This is a genomic window from Paenibacillus aceris, assembly GCF_017874035.1.
In the GTDB taxonomy this organism is placed as follows: domain Bacteria; phylum Bacillota; class Bacilli; order Paenibacillales; family NBRC-103111; genus Paenibacillus_E; species Paenibacillus_E aceris.
In genome coordinates, this window is record NZ_JAGGKV010000006.1 from 268279 (window position 1) to 291211 (window position 22933).

A 22933-nucleotide genomic window follows, 5' to 3' on the forward strand; every position below is an offset into this window, starting at 1 on the left:
GCAGAAGTGACCTCTCTTGGTATCATTTTATTATTTCCTTTAGTATACTTTTAGTTACTATCGTACAAAAAAGTGGCTACTTGAAATTAATTATAATACAACCGATACTAAGATACATAGTTTTAGCCATTCGCCTAAACTATTTCCAGAATTGAAGGTTAGACCCATATTTTCGGAGGTGCTTACATGAAAAAAGATTTATTTTCGCCTTATGATCTAAAAGGCATGCATATAAGGAACCGCATCGTCATGGCGCCGATGTGTCAATATTCCGTTACAGCGAAAGACGGAAAGCCTAATGAGTGGCATTACGTGCATTACCTCTCCCGCGCAATTGGGGGCACAGGACTCATTATCATGGAGATGACCGATGTGCATCCTGACGGAAGGATTACAGACAACGATTTGGGCCTCTGGTCCGATGAACATATCCCTGCCTTCGCCAGAATCATCGATGGCGTCCATGCGCACGGCTCCAAAATCGGCATCCAGATTGCCCACGCAGGCCGCAAAGCCGAGGATGCCGAAGTGCCTGTTGCGCCATCGGCCATCCCCTTCCCTGGAGATGCCTACAAAATGCCGCGGGCACTGACCACGGCTGAGGTGCAGGACGTCGTGCAGCAGTTCCGAGATGCAGCCCGCCGTGCCGTGCAAGCAGGCGTAGACACAATTGAGCTGCATGGCGCTCACGGCTATTTGATCCACCAATTCCAATCGCCGCTTACGAACAAAAGAGACGATATCTATGGACAACATCTCGCCCAGTTCGGCGTGGAAGTCATTCAAGCCGTGAAAAGTGAAATGCCGGCCGACATGCCGCTCATTTTCCGCATCTCCGCTGTCGAGTACGCTGACGGCGGCTACGATATTGATCACGGCATCGAACTCGCCAAAGCATATCAAGCGGCTGGCGTTGATGCATTTCACGTGAGCTCCGGCGGAGAGGGCTTTGCAGGACAGCGAAAACCGGGCAATTCCCCCGGTTATCAAGTGCCTTTCGCGCGGCAAATCCGTGAAGCGCTCCAGGTGCCGGTCATTGCCGTCGGCATGCTGGCAGACCCGGTGCTGGCGCATTCGGTCATCGCCAACGAGGATGCCGATCTTGTCGCCATCGCCCGCGGCTTGCTGCGCGACCCGTATTGGGCAACGCATGCTGCCGTTCAGTTGGGGCATGAACATACCCACATCCCGCGGCAGTATGGGCGCGGCTATTGATTTCTTGGCTGCTCAGATCTGCTAAGAAGTAGTTTAAACAACATTATGGCTGGCATTAAGCACCATTGGCCCCCTTAACATAAAAAAGGACAGCGCAGGAAACTCTGCACTGTCCTTTTTTATCAAATTCCTATCAACTTCCTGACTTTGCGATACAGCAGCGTCAATACCCAAGGAATCGCCACAATTAACACAAGTACGATCGCATTGTACGTATGAAAGAGCACGATTGAACCCGGCGTATGGACTTTATATTTCCACAGAGAAAGCAGTGCCGGATGCATCAAGTACACACCGAACGAAACGGAGCCGAGGGAAACGAAGAAGCGGCCCACAGGCGCGGCATTTTGCAAGAGCCATTTCCCGCCCCAAATAAAACTTACGCCAATTCCGATGCTATACAGCAGCCACAGCACCTCAAACCATGTATTTTCAAACGAGTATCCTTTTAGTCCTAGCAAATAGAGGGCTGTATACGTTAAACCGCTGAGGATGGAAGCTGGAATAACCCAGCCTTTATTGCGTTCCAGCCATGCTCGAAATGCCCCGTAGTTCATCCCGATCGCACCTCCGACGAGGAAGTACCCAAAGTAGGTGACGCACAGCTCCGGTTTGTGATCAATTGACCCGAACCAATGGCTGTACACGTACACGCCGGCTTGAATAGCCAACCCCCAAAGCGCTAGCGTTTTGCGGAACCATGCGGCATTTCTCACAGCCCAAACGAGCAGTGGAAACAGCAAGTAAAACTGCACGATAATGATCATGAAGTACAAATGATAGCCTGAATCAGCCCACTTTAACTGCTCCAGAAACACGCGTGGCTCGATCTTAAAAGGGTGGCCCGGCGTCCATAGCCACGGGTTGTATATATAGTAGAAAAACGACCAAACAAGATAAGGAACAAGCACCTGCCTCACACGTTTCCAATAAAAAACTCCGGCCTGTTTGGCGCTCCAATTATCCGTATAAATGTAGAACAGTACGATGCCGCTTAAGAAGATAAATACAGGAACGGCGAAATAACTTATTTTGTTCAAAAATAAAATGAGCACCTGCGAGCTGCTGCCCTTCAAAGCCGGATCCACTGTCCAGTCTGCCGTAACGTGAATCATAACGACAGCTAGGATGGCAATCGCTCTGACGATATCTAGCTCCGTAATTTTTTGTTTGGCCATATCGGTTTCAATTTCCTCATTTCCTAATAAATACCCTTTTACTATAGACAGTTTCGACAGGATTCGCAACTTTTAAATCGGTAAAAAACCCCTATTTCATTGAAATAGGAGCCTTCTAAGCGCTAAACGGAATATGTTTCCTTCGCCCTAGCCGCTTGTTTGCGAGGACGAACAACAGCACGTAAAACGGTTAAACCAATCAAGAGGAGCGCCGTAATCACATACATACTTTTGATCAGAATGCTCGAACTATCCGTCCCTATGTATAACCCATGAACCAAGGCTAATACAAAAATAGGATACGATAGCAGATGGAAAGCGAACCAGAGCTTTTTCTTCAGCTTATGACGGATATCGGTTGTGAAGATTAACAACAGCAATCCATACAGGGCTATCGAGCCGATACCATTCAATCCCGTAGAATGCTTTGCCGCGAATGGAACCAGGATCTCCTTCCAATCAAAAGGCATGAACGTATCGATAACCAAAAGAAAGGTATGCAGTAAAGCTAAACAGGTACCCAAATGATTTGCATAAGTGTGCCATCGAAGAAACCGTGCCTTCGTTTGACCCTTCCACTGAGGAAAGCTATACGTAATGCCTAGCGCCATCCCCACAAATAGACTGAGATAAGAGAGGATGCCAAATACGCGAATTAACGTCCAAATAGGTAAATCTACCAGAATTTGAATCACTTTTACTCCCCCCTATCTTTTTCAAACATATACGAAATCTGCTTCAAGCCCCAACCATTGACCCTTGGATCTATTCGCAGACGGCTTCACATGATGGAGAGTTCCATCCTCTGTAAAAATGAGAGCTTCCAACCGCTGCGCATGTCGCCTAAAAAGGGGCATGCCGTCTTCCAGCCCAATTATGCACATCACTTTAGCCCAAATTTCGCAATCAACCAACTGCTCACCCACTACAGAGCACTGAATCACGGATGAGCGGCCAGGCTTCATCGTTCTGGGGTCAATGAGATGATGCATGCTGCCTCTGCTACTCCTCCAACTTCTTTTTTGCGTGCTCGAGGTAGCAACAGCCCCGTCTTCTAGCAAGAGCAGAAGATCATCTAACTGATGCATGCGACTGCCATTAGGTCTATCTATAGCAATCACCCATGGCTCTCTATCCGAAGCGCCTCCCCATACTTCAACATCACCGCCGGCATTCACGAGACCTCTTTGAATTTGCCGCTCTATGCGAAGTAAGTCCGATAACCCTTGGACTGTCCAACTTTTTACAATGCCGCCTAAATCCATTTGCTGATTAGCAGGAAATAGTACGGATGACATCGCCGAGTCCAGATCCATATATAAACAATCCTTTGGTAAAGGTAGCAGCGGATTGTGTGATGCTTCTGAGAATTCATCGCCATTTGATATCGTTTCGAAACTCCGTCGGTAACCAGCATGCTCTAGCGCTGGAAGAATGAAAATATTAAACACTCCCTCCGTGACTTCAAAATAATGCTGGCACAGCTCAAGTACATTCGCCATTTCATCAGATATCATACAACGGCTTCCTGACTTCCTATTAAGCCGGGAACATTCGCTTGATGGCAAAAACCTGCTAAATCGCCGTTCTGCCTTGGCAAAGTATGACTGGATAAGTGGCGCAAATTCAGACATCTCACTGCTTGCAGCCAAGATCACTTGAATCTGTGTGTTCATCGATCGAAAGCTTGATTCCTGGAGCATAACGCTCATCTCCTTGTTTTATGAAGCTTGACTTCTAGTATGTGCTTTCAACTGTGGCTCTGATGATCCAGTTCCTCCTGTGGATCCCGATGACCCTGCGGCCCCTGCCCCTGCTGCCATCCGGTCATGATTTCTTCCCCGACGAACCGTGTTTTCCGATACCCGATTGTTTGGGGTTTCCTTCTGAACCGTTACCGGAGCCGTATTATCTTTGGATATGGCAGCTGCGGAGACAGCCGCTACAAACTGCGGACTACCTTTCACTTCTTGAAATAAATAGAAGAGGAGAACGCCTATGACCATCCCAACTTGCCATTTCGTCCACTTGGACTTCTTCATTCTTATCACTCCTCCTATCAAATGGCCTGATCTTAGCTTCATTATATTTGTTAGCTGCTTCACTTGCCTGAGAATAGCCTTAACAAAAACTGAAACTTAACTGAATGGATAGCGCATTCGACTATGATATACACAAAGAAAGGCTATCCAGGTGTGAGTAGATCAACTACTTCCTGAATAGCCTTACATTTATCTTCTATTTGAGCATCTTTCTTCTATTTGAGCATCGCTTGCAACGGCTCCGCAATAATGCGCTGCACATCCTCAAGCACGATCGATAAACGTCGTTCTGCATCAAATAATTGTTTGATCCCCGGGTTCAGGGCAAGTACGTCGTACAGCTTTTGCAGCTGCTCCATCTCCTCTTGAGGCGGCATTTCGCCTATAGCCATTTTCTGCTGAAGCTCATTTTGACGCTGACGGAAATCTTCCAGTAAATTTTTGCTGGATGCATCCTGGTTAATCTGAGCACGAATCACCAGCATATCGTTATATTCACTGCTTTCCTTAATCGCCTTTGCAAGCTCGTAAGCTCTGTCATGTACATTCATTTCCATTACCTCCTAATTTTTACCGATTACGGTTGGGCTCTTCCCTCATCCAGTTTCGAAAACATACCAAGCACAAAGGGATATATGTCCTCATATGATGGAGTAGTTTACTTTGCTTAAACAGCAATGCCATTTTTGATGCTGGAAGGAGTGTTCGCTATTGACCAGGACGAAAGTCGGAATATCCATTCAAGGCACCAGCATCTATTTGGATGATCGGACCGTTGTTCTAAGTGAAGCCATTGCAAGAAAATGGAAAGTTCCGTCCAATCAATCGATGATCCTGCGCTTTGGCTCTGCCAAACAGGAGGTCAAGGTCGTCACAGCCGCAACATCGAAGAGCTTGCGGTTCAATCCTGTCCTCGCTACCAAGATCGGTATTCATCAAGGGGCACAGCTCAATCTCCATTATAGGCAAAATGCAGGCACCTTGTCGATTGGACCTTTAATTGGCGTGATGATCAGCCGCGTTTATACGAGTTCGCCCGATCGCCCATTTGGTGCAATTACCGCTTTTTGTAAAGAAATGACGGACGCATGTGAACGGTATGGGGCTATGGTATGCTTTTTTCCGCCAGGTGAAATGCATGCGAATGCCAGTTCCATTTCCGCTTATGCGTATTCCAATGGTTCCTGGAACAAAAAAACGTTTCCGATTCCCAATGTGATCTACAACCGGCTCACCTCGCGCAAGTATGAAAACCTGCCGAACGTTCAGCAATTCTTGAAAGATGCCAAAGCCCGTCACGGGACCGAGGTCTTCAATGAGAAATATTTGAACAAGACGGAAGTGTTTGAGGCTTTGCGCAAAGATAGCTCCCTTCACGGGTATTTGCCGGAATCCTACCTCTTCAAAAATTATCAAATGCTAAAATCCATGGCCTCCCGCCATCCCGTGCTTTTCCTCAAACCGATAACCGGCTCCTTGGGAAAAGGGATCATTCGCATCCGCCGAGAGCCCGGTGACGCCTATACGTGTGATTATACGAATCTAACCGGTGTTCGCAAACAGACCTACCCATCTCTTACTGCTGTTTTCCAAGCGATCTCCGGCAAGCTCAAGACCCAGCGCTATCAACTTCAGCAAGGACTTGATCTGATCACGATGGATGGCAAAACCATTGATTTCCGTTCCCTTGTTCAGCGCGGGGCCAAAGGCGAATGGGCTATCACTTCGATCGTCGGGCGCATTGCCGGAACCCAACATTTCGTCTCCAACCTTGCACGGGGCGGCAGTTTAACGAATGTCGCAGGCGCTTTAGCCAAATCATCCTTCTCACCAGCTACTCGTGTCTCGGTTACGGCACGTTTGCGCAAAGCTTCTCTGGACATCGCCAAAGGGATTGAAACACAAATTCCGAGTCACTTTGGAGAGTTAGGGATCGACCTTGCTGTAGATAGAACGGGTAAGGTTTGGCTGCTTGAAGTAAACTCCAAACCGTCTAAAGATGATAATACGCCACTGAACAATGAGAAAAAAATAAGGCCATCCGTGAAACAACTCGTGCACTACGCAAAATATTTGGCAAAGATTTGAGGTGGAATCATGCGATTAAGCACCAAACGTCCCTTGCTCGGGATTATGGTCACAGAATTGAAACGGGAGCTGCCCTTTGCAAGTTCAGACTTTTATAAGCATCTGACTTACTTTGGCGCCCGCGAAGGTCTGGACGTCGTCGTGTTCTCGCCGAACCGCATTGATTGGAAGGGGAACACGGTGCGGGGATACGTCTTTCAGACTGAAACGAAAGAATGGGTCCCTAAGCTCTATCCTCTGCCCTCGTTAATCTATGACCGTTGCTTCTTCAGCAGTAAGAGCAGCTATGAACAGTACCTGTACCATGTGAAAAAACTGCGCGAAACACCTCTTATTCGCTTCTTAGGCTATGGACTGGGCGGCAAGTGGGAGGTCGGTCAAATGTTGCAAAAAGAACAATCGCTCAGCTCCTACTTGCCTGAAACGAGCTTGCTCACAAGCGGCAGCGCGCTTAGAAATTGGTTTCAGACAAGGGACAATGTGTTCCTTAAACCACAGGGCGGCAGCCAAGGAAAGGGCGCTCTGCATCTGTACAAAGAAACTACAACGGACGGAAACTGCACCTTTCATGTCAAAGGTCGCAATGCTCATAACGGGCTCATTGAACATCATTTCAAACATTTCGATTCCTGCTGGCATTGGCTGCGCAGCCGCATCGGCACCCGGCCTTATCTCATGCAAGAATACCTGCACCTGCATTCATTGGAAGGAATGGCTTACGATATTCGCTCTCTCGTGCAAAAAAACGGCTCCGGCTTATGGGAAAGCACAGGCATGGCGGTTCGCATCGGCAAGCCTGGCAGTGTTACCTCCAACCTGCATGGCGGTGGCACAGCCGAAGAGGTTCCTGCCTTCCTTACGAAGGAGTTCGGCGTGAGCAAAGCTAGTGAGCTAATGGCCACGGTTGCCATGCTTTCGAGTCGAATCCCTCCGCTTCTGGAAAGCCATCATGGACGATTGGCGGAGCTCGGCATTGATCTTGGCATCGATACCTCGGGCCGCGTATGGATTCTGGAAGTGAACTCCAAGCCGGGCAGAACGATTTTTGCGCGGATGCACAACGAGAAAGCGCGTATGAAATCCATTGCAAATCCTATCTATTATGCTGGATATTTGCTGCAAAAAAAGCTGAGTTAAGCTTGGCTTGCTGGTAAGTGCCCGGGGAGGCAGACGTTCATGTCTGCCTGCTTTGACACGGAAAGCCCCGTAGGGCAACAAGTTTAGGAGGGTAACCTAATGAGTTTGACAACGTGTATGCTCCACGCCGTACAACGAACAGATAGATCGGTCTACTTAACAAGTGAACTCGTCAAAGCTTTACGGTTAGCCGGTATCAAATCGATTACTGTAAAGGTCGGCAGCAAAACAGCCACTCTACCGATCCGCCTGATCAAAAAAAGTGGTCAGCATATGTACATTCCGCTATCCTTAATGGCTTCTCTGCGCATACCCCGAGCGGGGAGCGTCATGGTCGCCAATTCGAATAATAAAGAACTGCGCATCGGCCCGCTCATCGGTGTCTTAACGAATATCGCGGGCAGTTCGTCTCCTTTCGGTACAAAAACGGGATTCATCCGCCAAGTTTTAAACACGGGTTCAAGCAAGTCCTTTATTTTCGCTTTCAGCCCGAGGAGCGTTAACTGGGTTCAAGAAACGGTTACCGGACTTATCCCCAAAGAAGGTGGAGGCTGGATTCGCAAAACTTTTCCGCTGCCCGATGTCGTCTATAACCGCCTCTCCAGCCGTGTAGCAGAGAAGTCCGCCGGGATGGAGGGCTTTAAGGAACGTTTTGTTCGGAGAGGGATACCGCTATTTAACTGGAGCTTTTTTGACAAATGGGATGTCTACAAAATGCTAGATGGCGACGATGCATTCAAATTCGTTCCGGAATCCCGTATTAATCCCTCTGCGGAACAAATTAAAGAAATGCTCGATAAGCATAAATTCATTTATTTGAAACCAACGGCAGGCAGCCTGGGCATCGGTATTTTCCGGGTCACTTATAACCCGAAACGCGGTTATTTCGTTCGCTACCGCAAAGGCGGTAAAAACGTACTCATCCGCTATGGGAAATTCGAAGGGCTTATGCAAATGCTCGGAACCGGACGAGGTCGCCTTTCTAACTACGTGGCGCAGCAAGGAATTCGCCTCATTGAAATCGATAATTGTCCGATTGATTTCCGCTTCCATATGACTAAGAACGGGAACAATAACTGGGTTGTAGCGGCCATCGGGGCTAAGAAATCCGGCAAGGGCAGCGTGACCACCCATATCCGCAACGGCGGCCAGTTAATGACGCCAGAGCAAGTGCTTCGTCAAATCTACGGAAGCCGTGCAGAGCAGGTACTTACCAATGCCAAAGAAACAGCGATTAAGCTCGCAGAAGGCATCGAAAATAACTATAACCATCTGCTCGGTGAGCTCGGATTCGATATAGGGATCGACCAGAATGAGAAAATTTGGATGTTCGAAGCTAATGCCAAACCCGGAAGATCCATTTTCAAGCATCCGTCATTGAAAGAAGGAGACCTTGCCACTTTACAAAATATTTATGAGCATTGCCTCTACTTGAGTCGATTCCGCGCTAGGAGGGAAAGCTAATGGGTTTCTTCCTGCATGATAAAGGGCCCAATCCGACGATGGCCATTCTCACCGTGAAGGATAGCGACCGGGTATTCCGCGGTAATTTGCACAATTTCCTTGATTTGATTGGGACCGGTGAGCGGCTTGGGGTTGATGTCTATGTCGTAACGACGAAAGACTTTAATTTAACCGGTAATGACATTCACGGCTACCGTTATAATGCCGAGAAGAAGAAATGGAGCAGGGGACTCGTTCCCGCTCCTCAAGTCGTATACAATCGGATTCCGTACCGCAAAATGGAAATGAAGCCAGAAGTCCAACAAACCATTCAAGCGTGCAATCGCAGCTCCAGCGTTCATTTATTCAATCCTTCCTTCTTTAACAAATGGACTTTGTTTGGTTGGCTGAACAGCGCCAAAGAAAGCAAACCTTACATGCCTGACACCAAACAACTAAGCTCGGCTGACGATCTGTCATCTCTTCTGCGGAAACACGCTGTGCTTTATTTAAAGCCGGTGAAAGGCAAAGCTGGAAAAGGCATTATGCGCATTGACCGGATAACAACGAAAAGCAATCAAACGCAATACCGCTTAAGCCGCCAGGTTGATAGACAGATGACTTATAGTCATCACAATTCCACCTCTGAGCTTTGGAGTGAATGGAATCGCCACCGAGGCTCCAACGAATACATTGTTCAGCAGGGGATCGCATTAGCAAGATACAACCAGCGTGCTTATGATTTACGCGCTCTCATCCAGAAAACATCCAAAGGGGAATGGAGTGTTTCAGGCGTCGGTGCACGTGTTGCCGGAAAGGCCAGCATCACGACACACGTTCCTCGAGGCGGTTCGATCGACGATCCGTTCAAGCTGCTTTCGCATGGCTTTGGCGCCAAAGAAGCGAAAAAAATATTAAAACGGGTTGAGACCGCCGCCGTTACACTCGCGACCCAAATAGAGAAATCGTCGGGTCATCAACTTGGTGAAATGTCGATGGATATCGGTGTCGACGTCGGAGGACATATCTGGTTCTTCGAAGCGAATTCCAAGCCAATGAAATTCGACGAACCCAAAATTCGCAAAAAATCACTTGAACGTATTATCCGTTACAGCCTTTATTTAATTAATAATGGAAGAAGAAGGTGATTATGCTTGTCTTCACAACGACTGGGCGTACTCGCTATCTATATAGGCAAAACTCGGCTGGAGGAACTCTCTTACTTTCAAAGGCTCAGTAAAGAAGGAAAGAAACTTGGCGTTCAAGTCGAAGTCTTCTCGCCGACCGACGTCGAAGCCGACAACTCGGTTCGCACATTGACTTACGATACATCACTTGGCAAATGGATCCGCCGCCGCACTTCCATGCCGCCTGTTATTTATGACCGCTGCCGCTATAAAGCCGCAGCTAATTATCAAATGCTCAAAGCATTCCGCAGCCATCATGCTAAGCTGATCTTTTTGAGCAGACCGTTAGCCAACAAATGGTCAATGCATCAAATTCTTTCTGAAAATGAAGATATTCGCCCCTACCTCCCTGTTACCGTACGATACAGTTCCGTCCAAGAGCTGCTGAAATTTCTAAAGAAACATACTCTCGTCTACGTCAAACCGAAAAACGGTACGGGCGGAAGAGGCATCCTGCGCATCGAACAGCTCGGTCCCGATCTTTATTTATTACAAGGAAGAAATCAACAAAGAACCATCATCGCCCCTTACCGCGCAAGCGAAAAACAGCTGTCAGTCAAGCTGCATACGCTAAAGCTAAATAATGACTATGTGGTTCAACAAGGGATACAGCTTACGCTAAAGGATGGACGCGTGCATGATTACAGGTTGTTAATTCAGAAGAATGGCCGCGGTGAATGGGAAGTGACCGGCTGTGCGGGCCGCATCGGACCTCACCGCAGCATCACCTCGAATCTTCACGGAGGCGGCAGTGCGGTTTCCCAAGATAAGCTGCTGGCCTATCGCTTTGCTTCTCCTGAAAAAATGGAAAGCATTAAGAAAGAAATGAACAGCTTCGCTTATAAGCTCGCAGACTTTCTAGAAACAAAATTCGGCAAGCTGTGCGAGTTAGGAATGGATATAGCCGTAGACCCAAGGGGAAATGTTTGGCTGCTTGAGGTTAATCCCAAGCCTTCCCGGGAAGTTTTTCGTAAGATCGGCGAAGGCGCCATCTATCAGAAGGCGGTTACACGGCCGCTCGAGTACGCGGTATGGATGTTGAAACAAAATACCCGTAAGCAAGAAGCATCATCGACCGAAGAATCTAAAGCAACTGATTAAAAAACGCAATCGGAAGCAGCAGCGCCCCAGCTGTCAGCAGCTTCCGACTTACATATGCTGGAGATGCCCCAAGGTTTGAACAAAAATTTGCTCAATATGATCATCATCCAGCGAATAATAGACGGTTTTTCCTTCTTTCCGCCGCTTTACAATATGCAAATCCCGCAAATAACGCAGCTGATGAGAAACCGCAGACTGCCCCATCGCAAGCAGTGTTGACAGATCATGTACACAAAGCTCCTGCTTCAATAGGAAGAAAATGATTTTGACCCTTGTCGGATCCCCTAAGGCTTTGAAAACCTCGGAAATTCCCACCGCCAAATCTTCTGTCATGGGAAGCTCAAGCTCCCGCTGAGCAGATCCCGTACCTGTACATGTGTCATCGCAGGAGTCCAGCACGGCTTTATCCATCATCAATCCCCCTTTCATTTTGGCTATCCGTTTTAAGGACAAGCTATACTTTTAACTCCGAGTGCGTATTAGTTGAATTTTCAATCTGGATGGTCGAGTGATTGATACGAAAACGGTCCTCGATTCGATGAATCGCTTGCTGCAGTATCGTTTGGCTATCCCGGTCGTCAGCAATGAGCAAATGGCAGCTTAAGGCGTCGAGCCCTGAAGTAATCGTCCAAATATGCAAATCATGCACGTTAATGACCCCGTCAATGCCCTCCAGCACTTGTTTGACCTCGCCTAAGGAAACCTCAGCGGGCGTCCCCTCCATCAAAATATGAATCGTCGATTTCAGAACGCCCCAAGCTCCTCTCAGAATAAGGAGAGCCACAATGACGCTAATAATCGGATCTGCCGCATACCAACCGAAAATAAGCATAACCGCTCCGGCCACGATAGCCCCGACTGAGCCTAAAGCATCGCCTAAGATATGAAGATATGCGCTGCGCAGATTCAAATTGCCGTGCACATCTCCTTTGCGCATAAGCGACCAAGCGCTTAACAGGTTAGCCAATAATCCAATGCTGGCAATGATCATCATAGAACCGCTGGCTACGACAGGCGGATGAAGGAATCGGTCAAACGCTTCCCAAATAATAAACCCGGCAATCAGAAAAAGGGTGAGCGCATTAAAAAGCGCCGTTAAAATCTCGATGCGATGAAAGCCAAATGACTTGCTTGCCGATGACGGTTTAGCCGCGAACCCAAGAGCAATCAAACTTAAGAACAGTGACCCTGCATCACTTAGCATATGACCCGAATCAGAGAGCAGCGCCAAGCTGTTCGTCCATAACCCTCCGATAAATTCTAGAATCATGATTCCTGCTGTTATGCACAGCGCTATAAGGAGACCCTGTTTGTTTCCGCCGTGAGCATGATGGTGATGTCCGTGATGATGTCCATGATGCGCATGGCTATGATCGTGCTTGTGATTGCCGTGAGCATGATCCGTATGTGCATGATCGTGTTCGCTGTGCCCCGCGTGGCTGCATGAAGCGTTATCCTTATGAGAATGAGATTTCTTGTCAGACGAATGTTGATGCATGGCATTCCCTCCCCGTCGCCCTGCCACTAGAATGGCGTGCTGTCCGTAACTTTATACATGACGCATTAATATATGAGCACTTATTCATATATTAATGAGTGAAGCCTGATTCTGTCAATGACAAATCGCCTAAAAGTGAGGAATTCTGCGGCTATTTGTGCAAAAAAAACGACTCCAAGCCCATTATCAGAGCTTGAAGCCGTCTGTGCAAAAACCTCTACGTCCCTGTAGCTACTTTGTTAGCCCCAGCATCCACAACATCCGGATCGAACGTAATTGTCGCGCTAAATAGAACGTTTGAAACGGCAAAATCTCCTGTAATGCCGCCACCGCTGCCAGAATACGTTTTGGCTGCGCTTGTCGGAGCAATAACTAATGTGTCTCCGTTCACTATGCTTCCTTCGTTCCTTATAATGTTGAATATCCCTACAAAAGAAGGCATTTTGATCAGCACCCTTATCTCAATGTGCTACAGTGTATGCCCAGCCCACTTTGTTTGCGACTAATTCCGGTTAAACATATTCCAACAACTCAGCGAATCTGCGGATTCGAATATGCGCACCATCCAACTCACCGGTTTCCCGGAATCCGGCATAATCACAAGCCGCTACGGTAAGGTTATTCTTAAGCCCTGCCTCCACATCGGAGGACCGGTCTCCTACCATCCATGCCGACCCAATCTGATGCGTGTCGAGCGCAAGTTTGACCAAATCCACCTTGGATCTTGTCTGGTATTTCCCCGCGCTGTATAAGTCCTCAAACAAATGAGAAAGTCCCATCGCTTCTGTCACATGGCCGACATAGTCCTCCAATCCGTTGCTTGCCACAAATAGGCGGACGCCTTTGTCTTTCAGGGCTTGCAGTGTTTCCGCAACACCTTCGTACAGCTTGCCATGCCCCTGCTTCAGCTCCTCCATTTGAAACCTAAGCAGCAGTTCATCAGCAGCAAGGCGCGCCTCTATAGAAGCATCCGGCATAACCCGCTGCCAAATATGCTCAAGCAGCATCCCCAGCGCTCCCAGGATTCTTTCTTCCGGCGGAGTTTCTCCTGTATAAAGCCCCTTCTCTCTAAGCACATCAAATGTCGCATGATAAGCGGGCAATAGAATGGTCTCCGTTTGAAATAACGTGCCATCCATATCAAAAAACATAGCTTCAGGTAAGTTTCTCTGTGTACTCATCATCAGGCTCCTTCTCCATCATGAATTCTAAAAGTCGTATAATGATCTTAGTTAAGAATGGCAAACATACCCATGTAAGTCAATGTTCATATTAAGGAAAAAGCCTGTTGCCGAGACCAATATTTTCAGTTATGATTGAAATGAGAATAATTACTTCGAAAAATGATACTTTTATGCAAAATGTTTTCAAAATCCAACCATCTTTATGTAAATTACCTGTCGATGAGAGTGAGGAACACGAATATGAATCTTCATATTTTTCAAAATCAACAAGAGCTGAACGAGGCCGGAGCCGGCATTATTACCTCGCTTGTCCAAATGCAGCCAAAAGCTGTTCTTGGCTTGGCCACAGGCGGCACGCCCGTAGGTATTTATGAAGAGCTGGTGAAGGCTTTTGATAAAGGCCGCGTCAGCTTTAAGAACGTCACTACCTTCAACCTGGACGAGTATGTCGGCTTGCCGGTAGATCATCCAGAGAGCTATCACGCATATATGCAGCAGCATTTGTTCGCTCATATCGACCTGCCTGCCGCTTCCGCTCATATCCCCAATGGAAATGCACCGGATCTGGAAGCCGAATGCGCCAGATTTAATGAGCTTCTTGACGATGCCAAGCAGATTGATTTGCAAATTCTCGGCCTCGGCCATAACGGACATATCGGCTTTAATGAGCCTGATGACTCACTTGTCAGCGGGACGCATCTCGTCGAATTGAAAGCTGAAACCCGTGAAGCGAATGCGCGTTTCTTCAATACCATTGATGAAGTGCCTACTCATGCCTTAACGATGGGAGTAGGTACGATTCTTAAAGCCAAAACGATCCTCTTAATCGTTCGCGGAGCAGACAAAGCTGAAATCGTCCACCGTGCGCTGACAGGGCCGATTACAACGGAAGTTCCGGCCACTCTGCTGCAAACTCACCCACATCTTGTCGTTCTGCTTGATGCTGAGGCGGGGAGGTTTTTCGAATGAGCGAACTCGTCATCACGGGAGCCAAAATCGTTACTGAACAGGGCGTCATAGAACAAGGCGTCGTTCATATCATAGATGGCGTTATCGCGTCAGTCCAGATCAGTTCACAGTGGGATCCTAGCGCTGCAGGTCCGGCTGCCGAAGTAATCGATGCTCGCGGCAGTTGGTTATTGCCCGGTTTCATCGATGTTCACGTGCATGGCGGGTATGGCGCTGATTTCATGGATGCGAGCCCGGAGACACTCGATACCATTACGCGGTTTCACGCTTTAAACGGCACAACTTCCATGCTGGCTACGACAATGACAGCGACGCGAGATGACATTGACCGCGTCCTTGGCGAAGTAAACCGCTACATGCAAGAACCGATGCCTTACGCTCAATTGGTGGGCGTTCATATGGAAGGGCCTTTTATCTCGCCAAAATGGGCCGGCGCGCAGGATCCGAAGCTGATGCTTCCGCCGCAGCTCTCCTGGCTGCAAGATTGGCACGAGCGCTATCCGCAGCTCGTGAAGCAGCTGACCCTCGCCCCTGAAGGCGAGGGAGGGCTTGAGACGATCGCGTGGCTGCGCGATCGCGGCATCGTTGCCTCATGCGGACACACCGACGCGTCCTACGCCGACATCCAGTCGGCGGCTGACGCAGGGCTCTCGCATGCGGTGCACACCTTCAACGCGATGAAGCCGCTGCATCATCGCGAGCCCGGAACCGTCGGTGCGGTCCTCACCGACGATCGCATCAGCGGCGAAGTCATCGCTGACGGGCACCATGTGCATCCGGCAGCGATTCGCCTGCTGGTGAAGGCTAAGCAGCCGCATGGCTTGCTGCTTATCACAGACGCCATGTCTGCCGCGGGACTCGGCAACGGGCAGTACGAGCTTGGCGGGCAAGCCGTCACCGTTCAATCGGGCGTTGCCCGATTGACGGAAGGCGGCGCGCTCGCCGGCAGCACGCTGACGATGATCGATGCGCTCCGTTATATGGTGCGCGAGGTCGGTGTCAGCGTTGAGGACGCGAGCCGCTTTGCGAGCGGCAATCCTGCGCGGCTGCTGCAGCTGCAGGCGTCGCATGGCTCTATTGCGCAAGGCAAGCAGGCAGACCTGCTTCTTGTCAGCCCTGAACTAGACATCGAACACGTATGGATTCGCGGTAAAGAACTGCAAGCATAAAGCCAAAGGGCTGCCCCAAAGTAGTTTACCTACTTGAGGGGCAGCCCTTCATTTATGCTCATCTAGAGGCTTTGGCAGGATATCCCTTCCAATCTGTCGAAAATCCTAAACAAACACAAAAACGCGATTGTTACAAGAAGGGATTTCACTTTCAATGATCTATTTAATCAAAATTGTTTACACCTTATTGCTCCCGCCAGGGATTGTCATTCTACTGCTGCTCAGCATCGCATTGTGGCTGCAGCAAAAAAAAGAGTACGTCGGTACTCTTCTTATCGGTTTAGCCACGCTTCTCTTATGCGTCTGCGCGATGCCTTATTTCGGCAATGCGCTGTTAAATTCCATCGAGCGAAGATATGCCCCCCCGGAACAAGTGACCGGTGATGTCCTTGTGATGTTGACAGGAGGCGCAACGCTCGGTATGCCCGACCCCCTGACCAAAGGCGAGGGGTACTTGACAGGCAACACAGCCGCCCGTGTGCTGACCGTAGCGGAACTGTACCGGAACACGAAGCTGCCGATCCTATTATCCGGCGGTCAAGTGTTCGAGGACTCCGGCAACGAATCGCAAATTGCCAAACGGCATCTCATCGCTCTAGGTGTTCCCGAAGCGTCCATCTATCTCGATGATACAAGCCGTAATACGGAGGAAAATGCGCTGCATACCCAAGCCATGCTCACCGAAAAAGGTTGGCAGCACCCGGTTCTCATTACGTCTGCTTTCCATATGGCCCGCTCCGTGAAGCAGTTCCAAAAGCTCAAAGTAGACATAGTCCCGTATCCAACCGACTACCTCTCTCAGCAAAAACAAGTTCTCAGTATCAGTAAATTTGTTCCTTCCGCCAGCGGATTATCCAATACCTCCATCGCTTTAAAGGAATACTTAGGCTTGCTGGCTGCGAAAAATTAACTAGCTTTGTACTGCTTTTTCAGCAATTAAAATCATTTCCCTCCCTCACATTTACGCTGCTATCGCCCTTTGAAACTCTGCTTTCTTCACTCCCCTTCAACGCTTGTTTCATTTCATCTTAGGTGCATCTTCACTTCTTCGGAGGTGGGTGCACGGTCAGTCAAAACCTCAAAACACCTTCCTCTGCTCCCTGTCATCCTTCAGTATTTCAACTGCTTCTCTGAAACGAAGGGAATGGATAATCTCGCGCTCACGGAGAAACTTCAGACTATCCTGGAGATCGACGTCATCGGTCAAATCAATCAGCCATTGATACGTAGTTCTTGCCTTCTCTTCAGCAGCGATGTCCTCATAGAGGTCCGCTATGGGGTCTCCCTTCGCTTGTATGTAAGCGGCCGTCCACGGCACACCTGATGCGTTCTGATAAAAGGGCGCCCTGTCATGACTCACGTAGTGATCATCCATGCCGCAAGCTTTTAACTGTTCCAATGTTGCATCCTTCGTAAGTTTATACACCATTGTTGCAATCATCTCGAGATGAGCGAATTCTTCGGTCCCTATGTCCGTTAGCAGCCCCACCACCTTATCCGGAATGGCATAACGCTGATTCAAATACCGCAATGCTGCAGCGAGCTCTCCATCGGCCCCGCCGTATTGTTCAAGCAGAAGCTTCGCCATCCGAGGGTCGCATTTGCTGACTCTGACTGGATATTGCAGTTTCTTTTCATAAATCCACATGCGCCGTCCTCCTTGTTCAGACTTGCCATGGCCATGGTGTTTCAACCCATTGCCAAGGATGCTTGCTGTAGGTTTGGCCATAGGCCATAAGCGGGCCAAATTCCAATTCAAACTCCTGAACCATCGCCTTTCTCTTTTGCGCGAACTGATTATATTGCTGGATGGCCGCGAGATCGCTCGGATGCGTATCCAAATAGAGTGTCAGCTCGACCAAGACAAAATCAACGGCCTGCAGGTCATGCATCATCTTGTAATAAGATTCCGGTACCGCTGGTGGATTCATATCCATGGGCTCCCTTCTTCTACTTTCGATTCGTAAGGTCCGTATAGAGCGGGCCATAGCGTGCCTTTTCTCAAAGCTTCATAGGGGCTAAATTGCGGCAAACCGGGCGGTTGGAAGTTCATATAGAGCTGTGGCGGTGTATTATACAATTTCACGCGGATTGGCGGACAAGGATCGAATGGGCTGATGTAGGGAAAGTATTTTTTAAATTGCGAATGCATACGACTCCTCCTCTTCTCACATCATTGCACTGGGCTCAAACATAGCGGCAGAGGCCTATAAGCACGTATATGCGTTACAACTTGGCCAAAATCACAGTTTTTCCAATATTTCCTCATGGTCAGAGGGCGCTTTAAGCGCTTAAAATAAGAACAATCCATGTGACACCATTACTTACACAATCTAACATCTTGGAGGGAATCACTATGACACGATCTAAACGAATGATTATTTCTGCAGCAATTCTTGTAACCGTCACCATAAATGGCATTATTCCCGCACCGCCTGCATCTGCAGCGTCGGCTTCAACAAGCAGCATTTTAACGCAAGGAATGACAAGCTCATCCGTGTCTGCACTGCAAACCAATTTAAAAACACTTGGCTATTTTACATATCCAACCATCACCGGTTATTTCGGCACAATCACAGCTCAGGCTGTTAAAGATTATTAAAAGGCCTATCTGTTAGCTCCAACTGGCGTAGTGGATGCCGCAACCCAAACCAGCATCTCTCACTCGATAAAAAAACGGCTGCTGCTGGACGATGCGATGAACTTTCTGCATGTTCCCTACCTATGGGGCGGCGCGACTCCGCAGGGTTTTGACTGCTCCGGCTTTATTTATTACATGTTTCAAAAGCACGGGATACCGGCTGTTCGAACAACCTCCAAGGAGCTTTATGCCACAGGCGCGTCCGTAAGTCAGGCTAATTTGCAGCAAGGTGACCTGGTGTTCTTCGCTATAGCATCTCCCGGCGTCATTGACCATGTAGGCTTCTATTTGGGGAACGGACAATTTCTATCTGCCACACGATCTGCAGGCATCTACCCGCAAAGCCTTACAAGCTCATATTGGGGTCCTAAGTATATGGGAGCTAAGCGCGTTTATTAGTTTTTCGCTCGTTTGACACATCCAAGGTGCGCGCGAGACGGCCTTTCCGGCCTTCTCAGCCGCCAACAAAAAAAGTCCCCGCTCCATGCCACAATCGGCAGCCAGCAGGGACTTTTCAGTCCAACTTAATATTCAATTTCAGAAGACCGGCTTTCCGCATCGCCTGATAAATAATAACGACCAACGGTCCAAGGAATAACCCCGCTATGCCTAACAGCTCAAAGCCAATATACAGGCTTATTAAAGCAGCAAGCGCATTAATCCCTACCGCATCACTCAGCACCTTAGGCTCCACAATGCGGCGGAATATCGTCAAGGCCAGGAAAAGAACTAATAATCCAATCCCCATACCCGTGTGCCCAACCAGCAGCTGATAAGCAAACCATGGAATAAACACAAGTCCTGTACCAATGACAGGGACGAATTCCATGACCATCACCAGAAGTGAAATGGCTAACGGATATTCAGCTCTAAGCACCAATAAGCCCACGAAGGTGACCAGATACGTTAAGATCGCCATGATGAGCTGGGCCCGGATGAAGCCAAAAATAGCTTCCCGCAAATATACAAGAACATTCTCCATCTTTGATCTCGTCTGTTCCTCAAACATGGACAGGAAGGCACTTCTCTGCTTGGGCAAGCTAAACATACATAAGTATAAAGCAATAATATAGACGATCATGACAATAAAGAAATTTGGAATTTTACCAGCCATATTCAGGAAAAAGCCAGAAATGCCGCTAACCATATCCGTCAACGTCGCGGTTAACGTTTCCGTGCTTCGTTCCAGCCAGGTTTGCACCTGCGCAGCCATTTCGGGCGACAAGGAGTCGTAGAATACCTGGGTTTGGCTGACGGCCTGATCGACGTATTTATTCACTTCGTCCATATAATTAGGGGCTTTCCGCCCCAAATCAATAACTTCCGTCACAACATTAAAACCTATGAAATAAAACAAAGCCAGCGTCAACAGTGTAAAAATGGTACTGATGACTGACCCCGCTACCAACCTGTTAACCTTTATATTGCGCATGAGAAGCACAGTTAGAGGATCCAAAAAAATAGCTGTCACCAAAGCGAGCAGGAAGGGTAACCCTATCGTAAACAATCCGTATAGGAGCAGCAATCCAAGCACCATGATAAGTGTCGTCTTAGGCGACATAGGTATTCCTCCGATTATTCATTTTCAGGCTTCACAGCGTTGATTTTAGTAATATGTATACGTACAATTCGCAAGCGATCTACTTCAGAAACTTCAAAAACGTGATTGCCGTAAGCCACTCTTTTACCTTTAACCGGAGCACCTTCCAGCTTTTTGAATAACCAACCGCCGATAGAGTCTACATCTTCATCCTCAATCTCCAGATCCAGCATGTCATTCAGGTCTTCAATTAGCACACGACCGTCTACGGACGTATACTTTTCTTTCACCTCAACCCCAGGCCGCTCGTCGATATCGAACTCGTCATGCAGTTCGCCAACGATCTCCTCCATAATATCCTCTAACGTTAGAAGCCCTGCCGTACCGCCGTATTCATCAACTACGATCGCTAATTGCGAATGTTTTTTCTGCATTAGTTTCAAAACACGGCTGACTTCCATGGATTCCGGCACATTGAGGATTGGACGAATGAAGTCCCTGATCTCGTGCTCTTCGTCCGGATCAGCTGTAAACAAATCAGCAATATGTACGAAACCGACAATTTTATCTTTATCCTCGTCGGCAACCGGATAGCGCGTATGTTTGGTTTCATGAACCATGCTTAAATTTTCAATAAAACTTAGCTCGAGATACAGACAATCCATATCCGTACGGGGCAGCATCACTTCACGGGCAATTCGTTCGGAGAATTCAAATATATTATCAAAAAGCACCATTTCATCTTGATCGATATGACCGCTTTTAACGCTTTCGTCCATGAGAATCCGAATTTCTTCCTCCGTATGGGCTGCCTCATGCTCGCTTGCCGGTTCTACACCGATCCATGATAAAAATTTGTTAGCCGCTCCATTCAGAAACCAAATGATCGGTCGAAACAGCCTGTAGAAGAACAAAAGCGGCGCAGAAAGCCACAGCGAGGTTAATTCCGCTTTTTGAATCGCGAAAGACTTTGGAGCCAGCTCTCCTAACACGATGTGCAGGAATGTAATAAAACCAAATGAAACAATGAAGGAAACAGCATGTGTATATACCGAAGCTTGTAAGCCCAGTGTGTGGAAAAGGGGCTCCATAATCAGCTCGGAAACCGCCGGTTCCCCAACCCAACCTAAGCCTAGTGAGGCTAGTGTAATGCCCAGCTGCGTAGCTGACAGATACGTATCTAATTGCGATGTAACTTTACTCGCATACTTCGCCTTGCCGCTGCCTTCGTTAAGAAGCTGTTGGATGCGGGAATGGCGCACCTTTACAAGCGCAAATTCAGCAGCGACGAAGAAGCCGTTAAGAAGAACGAGGATTAGTACTACGACCAGATTAAAAACGATGGGTCCAATTTCAAAGGAAGTATGTGGCAATTGCGGATATCTCCTTCAGATAAATGAGATTAGATAATAGCTTTACGACTTTTGAAATCAATCGAACGGTAATACGAGTCGGCAACCAGCAGGTTCGGCCCGCAGCAAGAAGCTGCGCTGCAGAAACAGTTCACCTTTTGATTGAGCGGATTATGCTCCCACCTTGCAAAAATAGTATCCAGATGATCATCATGAATATTGCCCAGAGGCGGTTCATCGGCAAAATCCGTCACGAACACCTCGCCGGTAAATGTGCTCACATTCAAGCGGTTTCGCCCATCCGGATCATTCCGAACGGTCACATTCGGCTCCTCGCGAAGTCTTTTGACCAGCGCCCGGTCCTCTTCAAGCTCATTGCAAGCAAAGAATGGCAGTGTGCCGAATAACATCCACATGTCGCGATTCCGACTATCCAAAAGCCGGTGAATGCTGCTTCTTAACTCGTCCAGTGACACCATTGGCAAATGGGAGGCAAAGGAGCTCGCGTACATCGGATGAACCTCATGGCGCTTGCAACCCATTTCATCAATAAGCTTGTGAATCTGCGGCAGCCTCTCATGCGTACGCGTGTTAATCATGGATTCGGCCGATACATATAGCCCGCCTTTGCTGAGTGCTATTGTATTTTCCACCATACGTTCATACATGCGCACCGCCGTTTCACGGCCAACAGGATGCTGAGAATTAACAAAGCCGACCTGGTGAAAATCGTCCGCATTTAAGTAATTAAATGAGATATGCATGACATCCAAATAAGGTGCCAGCAGTTCATAACGCTCTAAATCAAGCGTCAAATTGGAGTTGATTTGTGTTCGAATGCCGCGTTCGCGAGCATATTTAAGGATCGGCAGCATATAGTCTTTGACAATCTTGATATGGTAGGAGGGCTCTCCCCCTGTCAAACTAATTGTCTCTAGATGCTCCACTTGATCCAACTGATTCAAAATAACCGGCAAGGGAATTCGAGGCCCTTCCGTCATCGTTAACGAATCGCCAACTGCACAGTGCTCACAACGCATATTACACAGATTCGTAATCGTTAACTCTACACTTGTAAGTACATGCTTCCCGTATTGCCGATAAGACCGAATCGGGTCCCAAGGATCGTACGCGGGAGATAGCTCCGGTAAAAAGGAGCGTGTTCCATTCATATTCATGCTGTTTGCAC

26 protein-coding genes are annotated in these 22933 nt (G+C 48.2%); 11 read left to right on the top strand and 15 right to left on the bottom strand.

Going from position 1 to position 22933, the window contains the following annotated elements:
- Nucleotides 1–186 precede the first annotated feature (186 nt).
- Entirely contained in the window at nt 187–1215 is a 1029-nt protein-coding gene (locus J2Z65_RS14055; protein ID WP_167061153.1) for an NADH:flavin oxidoreductase/NADH oxidase, read from the top strand.
- 122 nt (nt 1216–1337) lie between these two features.
- Here the strand turns inward: J2Z65_RS14055 and J2Z65_RS14060 are convergent, their stop codons facing one another.
- From J2Z65_RS14060 to J2Z65_RS14080, 5 genes are all read right to left on the bottom strand, one after another.
- Entirely contained in the window at nt 1338–2393 is a 1056-nt protein-coding gene (locus J2Z65_RS14060; RefSeq protein WP_167061157.1) for an acyltransferase, read from the bottom strand.
- 122 nt (nt 2394–2515) lie between these two features.
- Nucleotides 2516–3088, bottom strand: coding sequence for a ferric reductase-like transmembrane domain-containing protein (locus tag J2Z65_RS14065; RefSeq protein ID WP_167061160.1), 573 nt, complete (start codon nt 3086–3088; stop codon nt 2516–2518).
- A 21-nt stretch (nt 3089–3109) separates the two neighbouring features.
- Nucleotides 3110–4105: an FAD:protein FMN transferase gene (locus J2Z65_RS14070; protein ID WP_338111718.1), complete on the bottom strand. Its 996-nt coding sequence runs from the start codon at nt 4103–4105 to the stop codon at nt 3110–3112.
- A 9-nt stretch (nt 4106–4114) separates the two neighbouring features.
- Nucleotides 4115–4435, bottom strand: coding sequence for a hypothetical protein (locus tag J2Z65_RS14075; RefSeq protein ID WP_167061165.1), 321 nt, complete (start codon nt 4433–4435; stop codon nt 4115–4117).
- A 215-nt stretch (nt 4436–4650) separates the two neighbouring features.
- Nucleotides 4651–4986, bottom strand: coding sequence for a YlbF family regulator (locus J2Z65_RS14080; protein ID WP_167061168.1), 336 nt, complete (start codon nt 4984–4986; stop codon nt 4651–4653).
- A 160-nt stretch (nt 4987–5146) separates the two neighbouring features.
- Between J2Z65_RS14080 and J2Z65_RS14085 the strand changes: the two genes are divergently transcribed.
- The 5 genes from J2Z65_RS14085 (at nt 5147) to J2Z65_RS14105 (ending at nt 11391) form a co-directional block, all read left to right on the top strand.
- Entirely contained in the window at nt 5147–6523 is a 1377-nt protein-coding gene (locus J2Z65_RS14085; RefSeq protein WP_167061171.1) for a YheC/YheD family endospore coat-associated protein, read from the top strand.
- Nucleotides 6524–6532: 9 nt separating this feature from the next.
- Nucleotides 6533–7660: a YheC/YheD family endospore coat-associated protein gene (locus J2Z65_RS14090; protein ID WP_167061174.1), complete on the top strand. Its 1128-nt coding sequence runs from the start codon at nt 6533–6535 to the stop codon at nt 7658–7660.
- Between the two features lie 99 nt (nt 7661–7759).
- Nucleotides 7760–9124: a YheC/YheD family endospore coat-associated protein gene (locus tag J2Z65_RS14095; protein WP_167061177.1), complete on the top strand. Its 1365-nt coding sequence runs from the start codon at nt 7760–7762 to the stop codon at nt 9122–9124.
- On the top strand, nt 9124–10251 hold the full coding sequence (locus tag J2Z65_RS14100; protein WP_167061180.1) for a YheC/YheD family endospore coat-associated protein: 1128 nt from the start codon (nt 9124–9126) through the stop codon (nt 10249–10251). The genes J2Z65_RS14095 and J2Z65_RS14100 overlap by 1 nt, the downstream gene beginning before the upstream one ends.
- 6 nt (nt 10252–10257) lie before the next feature.
- Nucleotides 10258–11391, top strand: a complete 1134-nt coding sequence (locus J2Z65_RS14105) for a YheC/YheD family endospore coat-associated protein (RefSeq protein WP_167061183.1) — start codon at nt 10258–10260, stop codon at nt 11389–11391.
- Nucleotides 11392–11439: 48 nt separating this feature from the next.
- Here J2Z65_RS14105 and J2Z65_RS14110 read toward each other — a convergent pair whose 3' ends face one another.
- The 4 genes from J2Z65_RS14110 to J2Z65_RS14125 form a co-directional block, all read right to left on the bottom strand.
- Complete coding sequence (locus tag J2Z65_RS14110; protein ID WP_167062680.1) at nt 11440–11802, bottom strand: ArsR/SmtB family transcription factor; 363 nt, start codon at nt 11800–11802, stop codon at nt 11440–11442.
- Nucleotides 11803–11845: 43 nt separating this feature from the next.
- Nucleotides 11846–12889, bottom strand: a complete 1044-nt coding sequence (locus J2Z65_RS14115; RefSeq protein WP_167061186.1) for a cation diffusion facilitator family transporter — start codon at nt 12887–12889, stop codon at nt 11846–11848.
- Nucleotides 12890–13106: 217 nt separating this feature from the next.
- Nucleotides 13107–13331: a spore germination protein gene (locus J2Z65_RS14120; protein ID WP_167061190.1), complete on the bottom strand. Its 225-nt coding sequence runs from the start codon at nt 13329–13331 to the stop codon at nt 13107–13109.
- A 70-nt stretch (nt 13332–13401) separates the two neighbouring features.
- The gene (locus J2Z65_RS14125) at nt 13402–14070 is read right to left on the bottom strand and encodes an HAD family hydrolase (RefSeq protein WP_167062683.1); all 669 of its coding nucleotides are present in this window, start codon (nt 14068–14070) and stop codon (nt 13402–13404) included.
- A 243-nt stretch (nt 14071–14313) separates the two neighbouring features.
- Here J2Z65_RS14125 and nagB point away from each other — a divergent pair, with 243 nt between their 5' ends.
- The 3 genes from nagB (at nt 14314) to J2Z65_RS14140 (ending at nt 17121) form a co-directional block, all read left to right on the top strand.
- Entirely contained in the window at nt 14314–15042 is a 729-nt protein-coding gene (gene nagB, locus J2Z65_RS14130) for a glucosamine-6-phosphate deaminase (protein WP_167061193.1), read from the top strand.
- Entirely contained in the window at nt 15039–16211 is a 1173-nt protein-coding gene (gene nagA, locus J2Z65_RS14135; protein WP_167061196.1) for an N-acetylglucosamine-6-phosphate deacetylase, read from the top strand. The genes nagB and nagA overlap by 4 nt, the downstream gene beginning before the upstream one ends.
- A gap of 154 nt (nt 16212–16365) precedes the next feature.
- On the top strand, nt 16366–17121 hold the full coding sequence (locus J2Z65_RS14140) for a YdcF family protein (RefSeq protein ID WP_167061199.1): 756 nt from the start codon (nt 16366–16368) through the stop codon (nt 17119–17121).
- Between the two features lie 168 nt (nt 17122–17289).
- On the opposite strand, the gene J2Z65_RS14145 is transcribed toward J2Z65_RS14140, so the two are convergent.
- From J2Z65_RS14145 to J2Z65_RS14155, 3 genes are read right to left on the bottom strand one after another with little or no spacing between them, the layout of a single operon-like run.
- Entirely contained in the window at nt 17290–17859 is a 570-nt protein-coding gene (locus J2Z65_RS14145) for a manganese catalase family protein (protein ID WP_167061202.1), read from the bottom strand.
- 16 nt (nt 17860–17875) lie between these two features.
- Entirely contained in the window at nt 17876–18142 is a 267-nt protein-coding gene (locus tag J2Z65_RS14150; RefSeq protein ID WP_167061205.1) for a spore coat protein CotJB, read from the bottom strand.
- Nucleotides 18139–18363: a spore coat associated protein CotJA gene (locus J2Z65_RS14155; protein ID WP_167061210.1), complete on the bottom strand. Its 225-nt coding sequence runs from the start codon at nt 18361–18363 to the stop codon at nt 18139–18141. The genes J2Z65_RS14150 and J2Z65_RS14155 overlap by 4 nt, the downstream gene beginning before the upstream one ends.
- Before the next feature lie 204 nt (nt 18364–18567).
- Between J2Z65_RS14155 and J2Z65_RS35285 the strand changes: the two genes are divergently transcribed.
- Both J2Z65_RS35285 and J2Z65_RS35290 read left to right on the top strand, forming a co-directional pair.
- Nucleotides 18568–18813, top strand: coding sequence for a peptidoglycan-binding domain-containing protein (locus J2Z65_RS35285; RefSeq protein ID WP_240159814.1), 246 nt, complete (start codon nt 18568–18570; stop codon nt 18811–18813).
- A gap of 30 nt (nt 18814–18843) precedes the next feature.
- Nucleotides 18844–19251 carry a C40 family peptidase gene (locus J2Z65_RS35290; protein WP_342357345.1) on the top strand — a complete coding sequence of 136 codons (408 nt, stop codon included), beginning with the start codon at nt 18844–18846 and terminating at the stop codon, nt 19249–19251.
- Between the two features lie 115 nt (nt 19252–19366).
- On the opposite strand, the gene ytvI is transcribed toward J2Z65_RS35290, so the two are convergent.
- The 3 genes from ytvI to yfkAB are packed head-to-tail and all read right to left on the bottom strand — an operon-like array spanning nt 19367 to nt 22922.
- The gene (gene ytvI, locus J2Z65_RS14165) at nt 19367–20413 is read right to left on the bottom strand and encodes a sporulation integral membrane protein YtvI (protein WP_167061215.1); all 1047 of its coding nucleotides are present in this window, start codon (nt 20411–20413) and stop codon (nt 19367–19369) included.
- A gap of 14 nt (nt 20414–20427) precedes the next feature.
- Complete coding sequence (locus J2Z65_RS14170) at nt 20428–21765, bottom strand: hemolysin family protein (RefSeq protein WP_167061217.1); 1338 nt, start codon at nt 21763–21765, stop codon at nt 20428–20430.
- Nucleotides 21766–21794: 29 nt separating this feature from the next.
- Complete coding sequence (gene yfkAB / locus J2Z65_RS14175; protein WP_167061220.1) at nt 21795–22922, bottom strand: radical SAM/CxCxxxxC motif protein YfkAB; 1128 nt, start codon at nt 22920–22922, stop codon at nt 21795–21797.
- Nucleotides 22923–22933 lie beyond the last annotated feature (11 nt).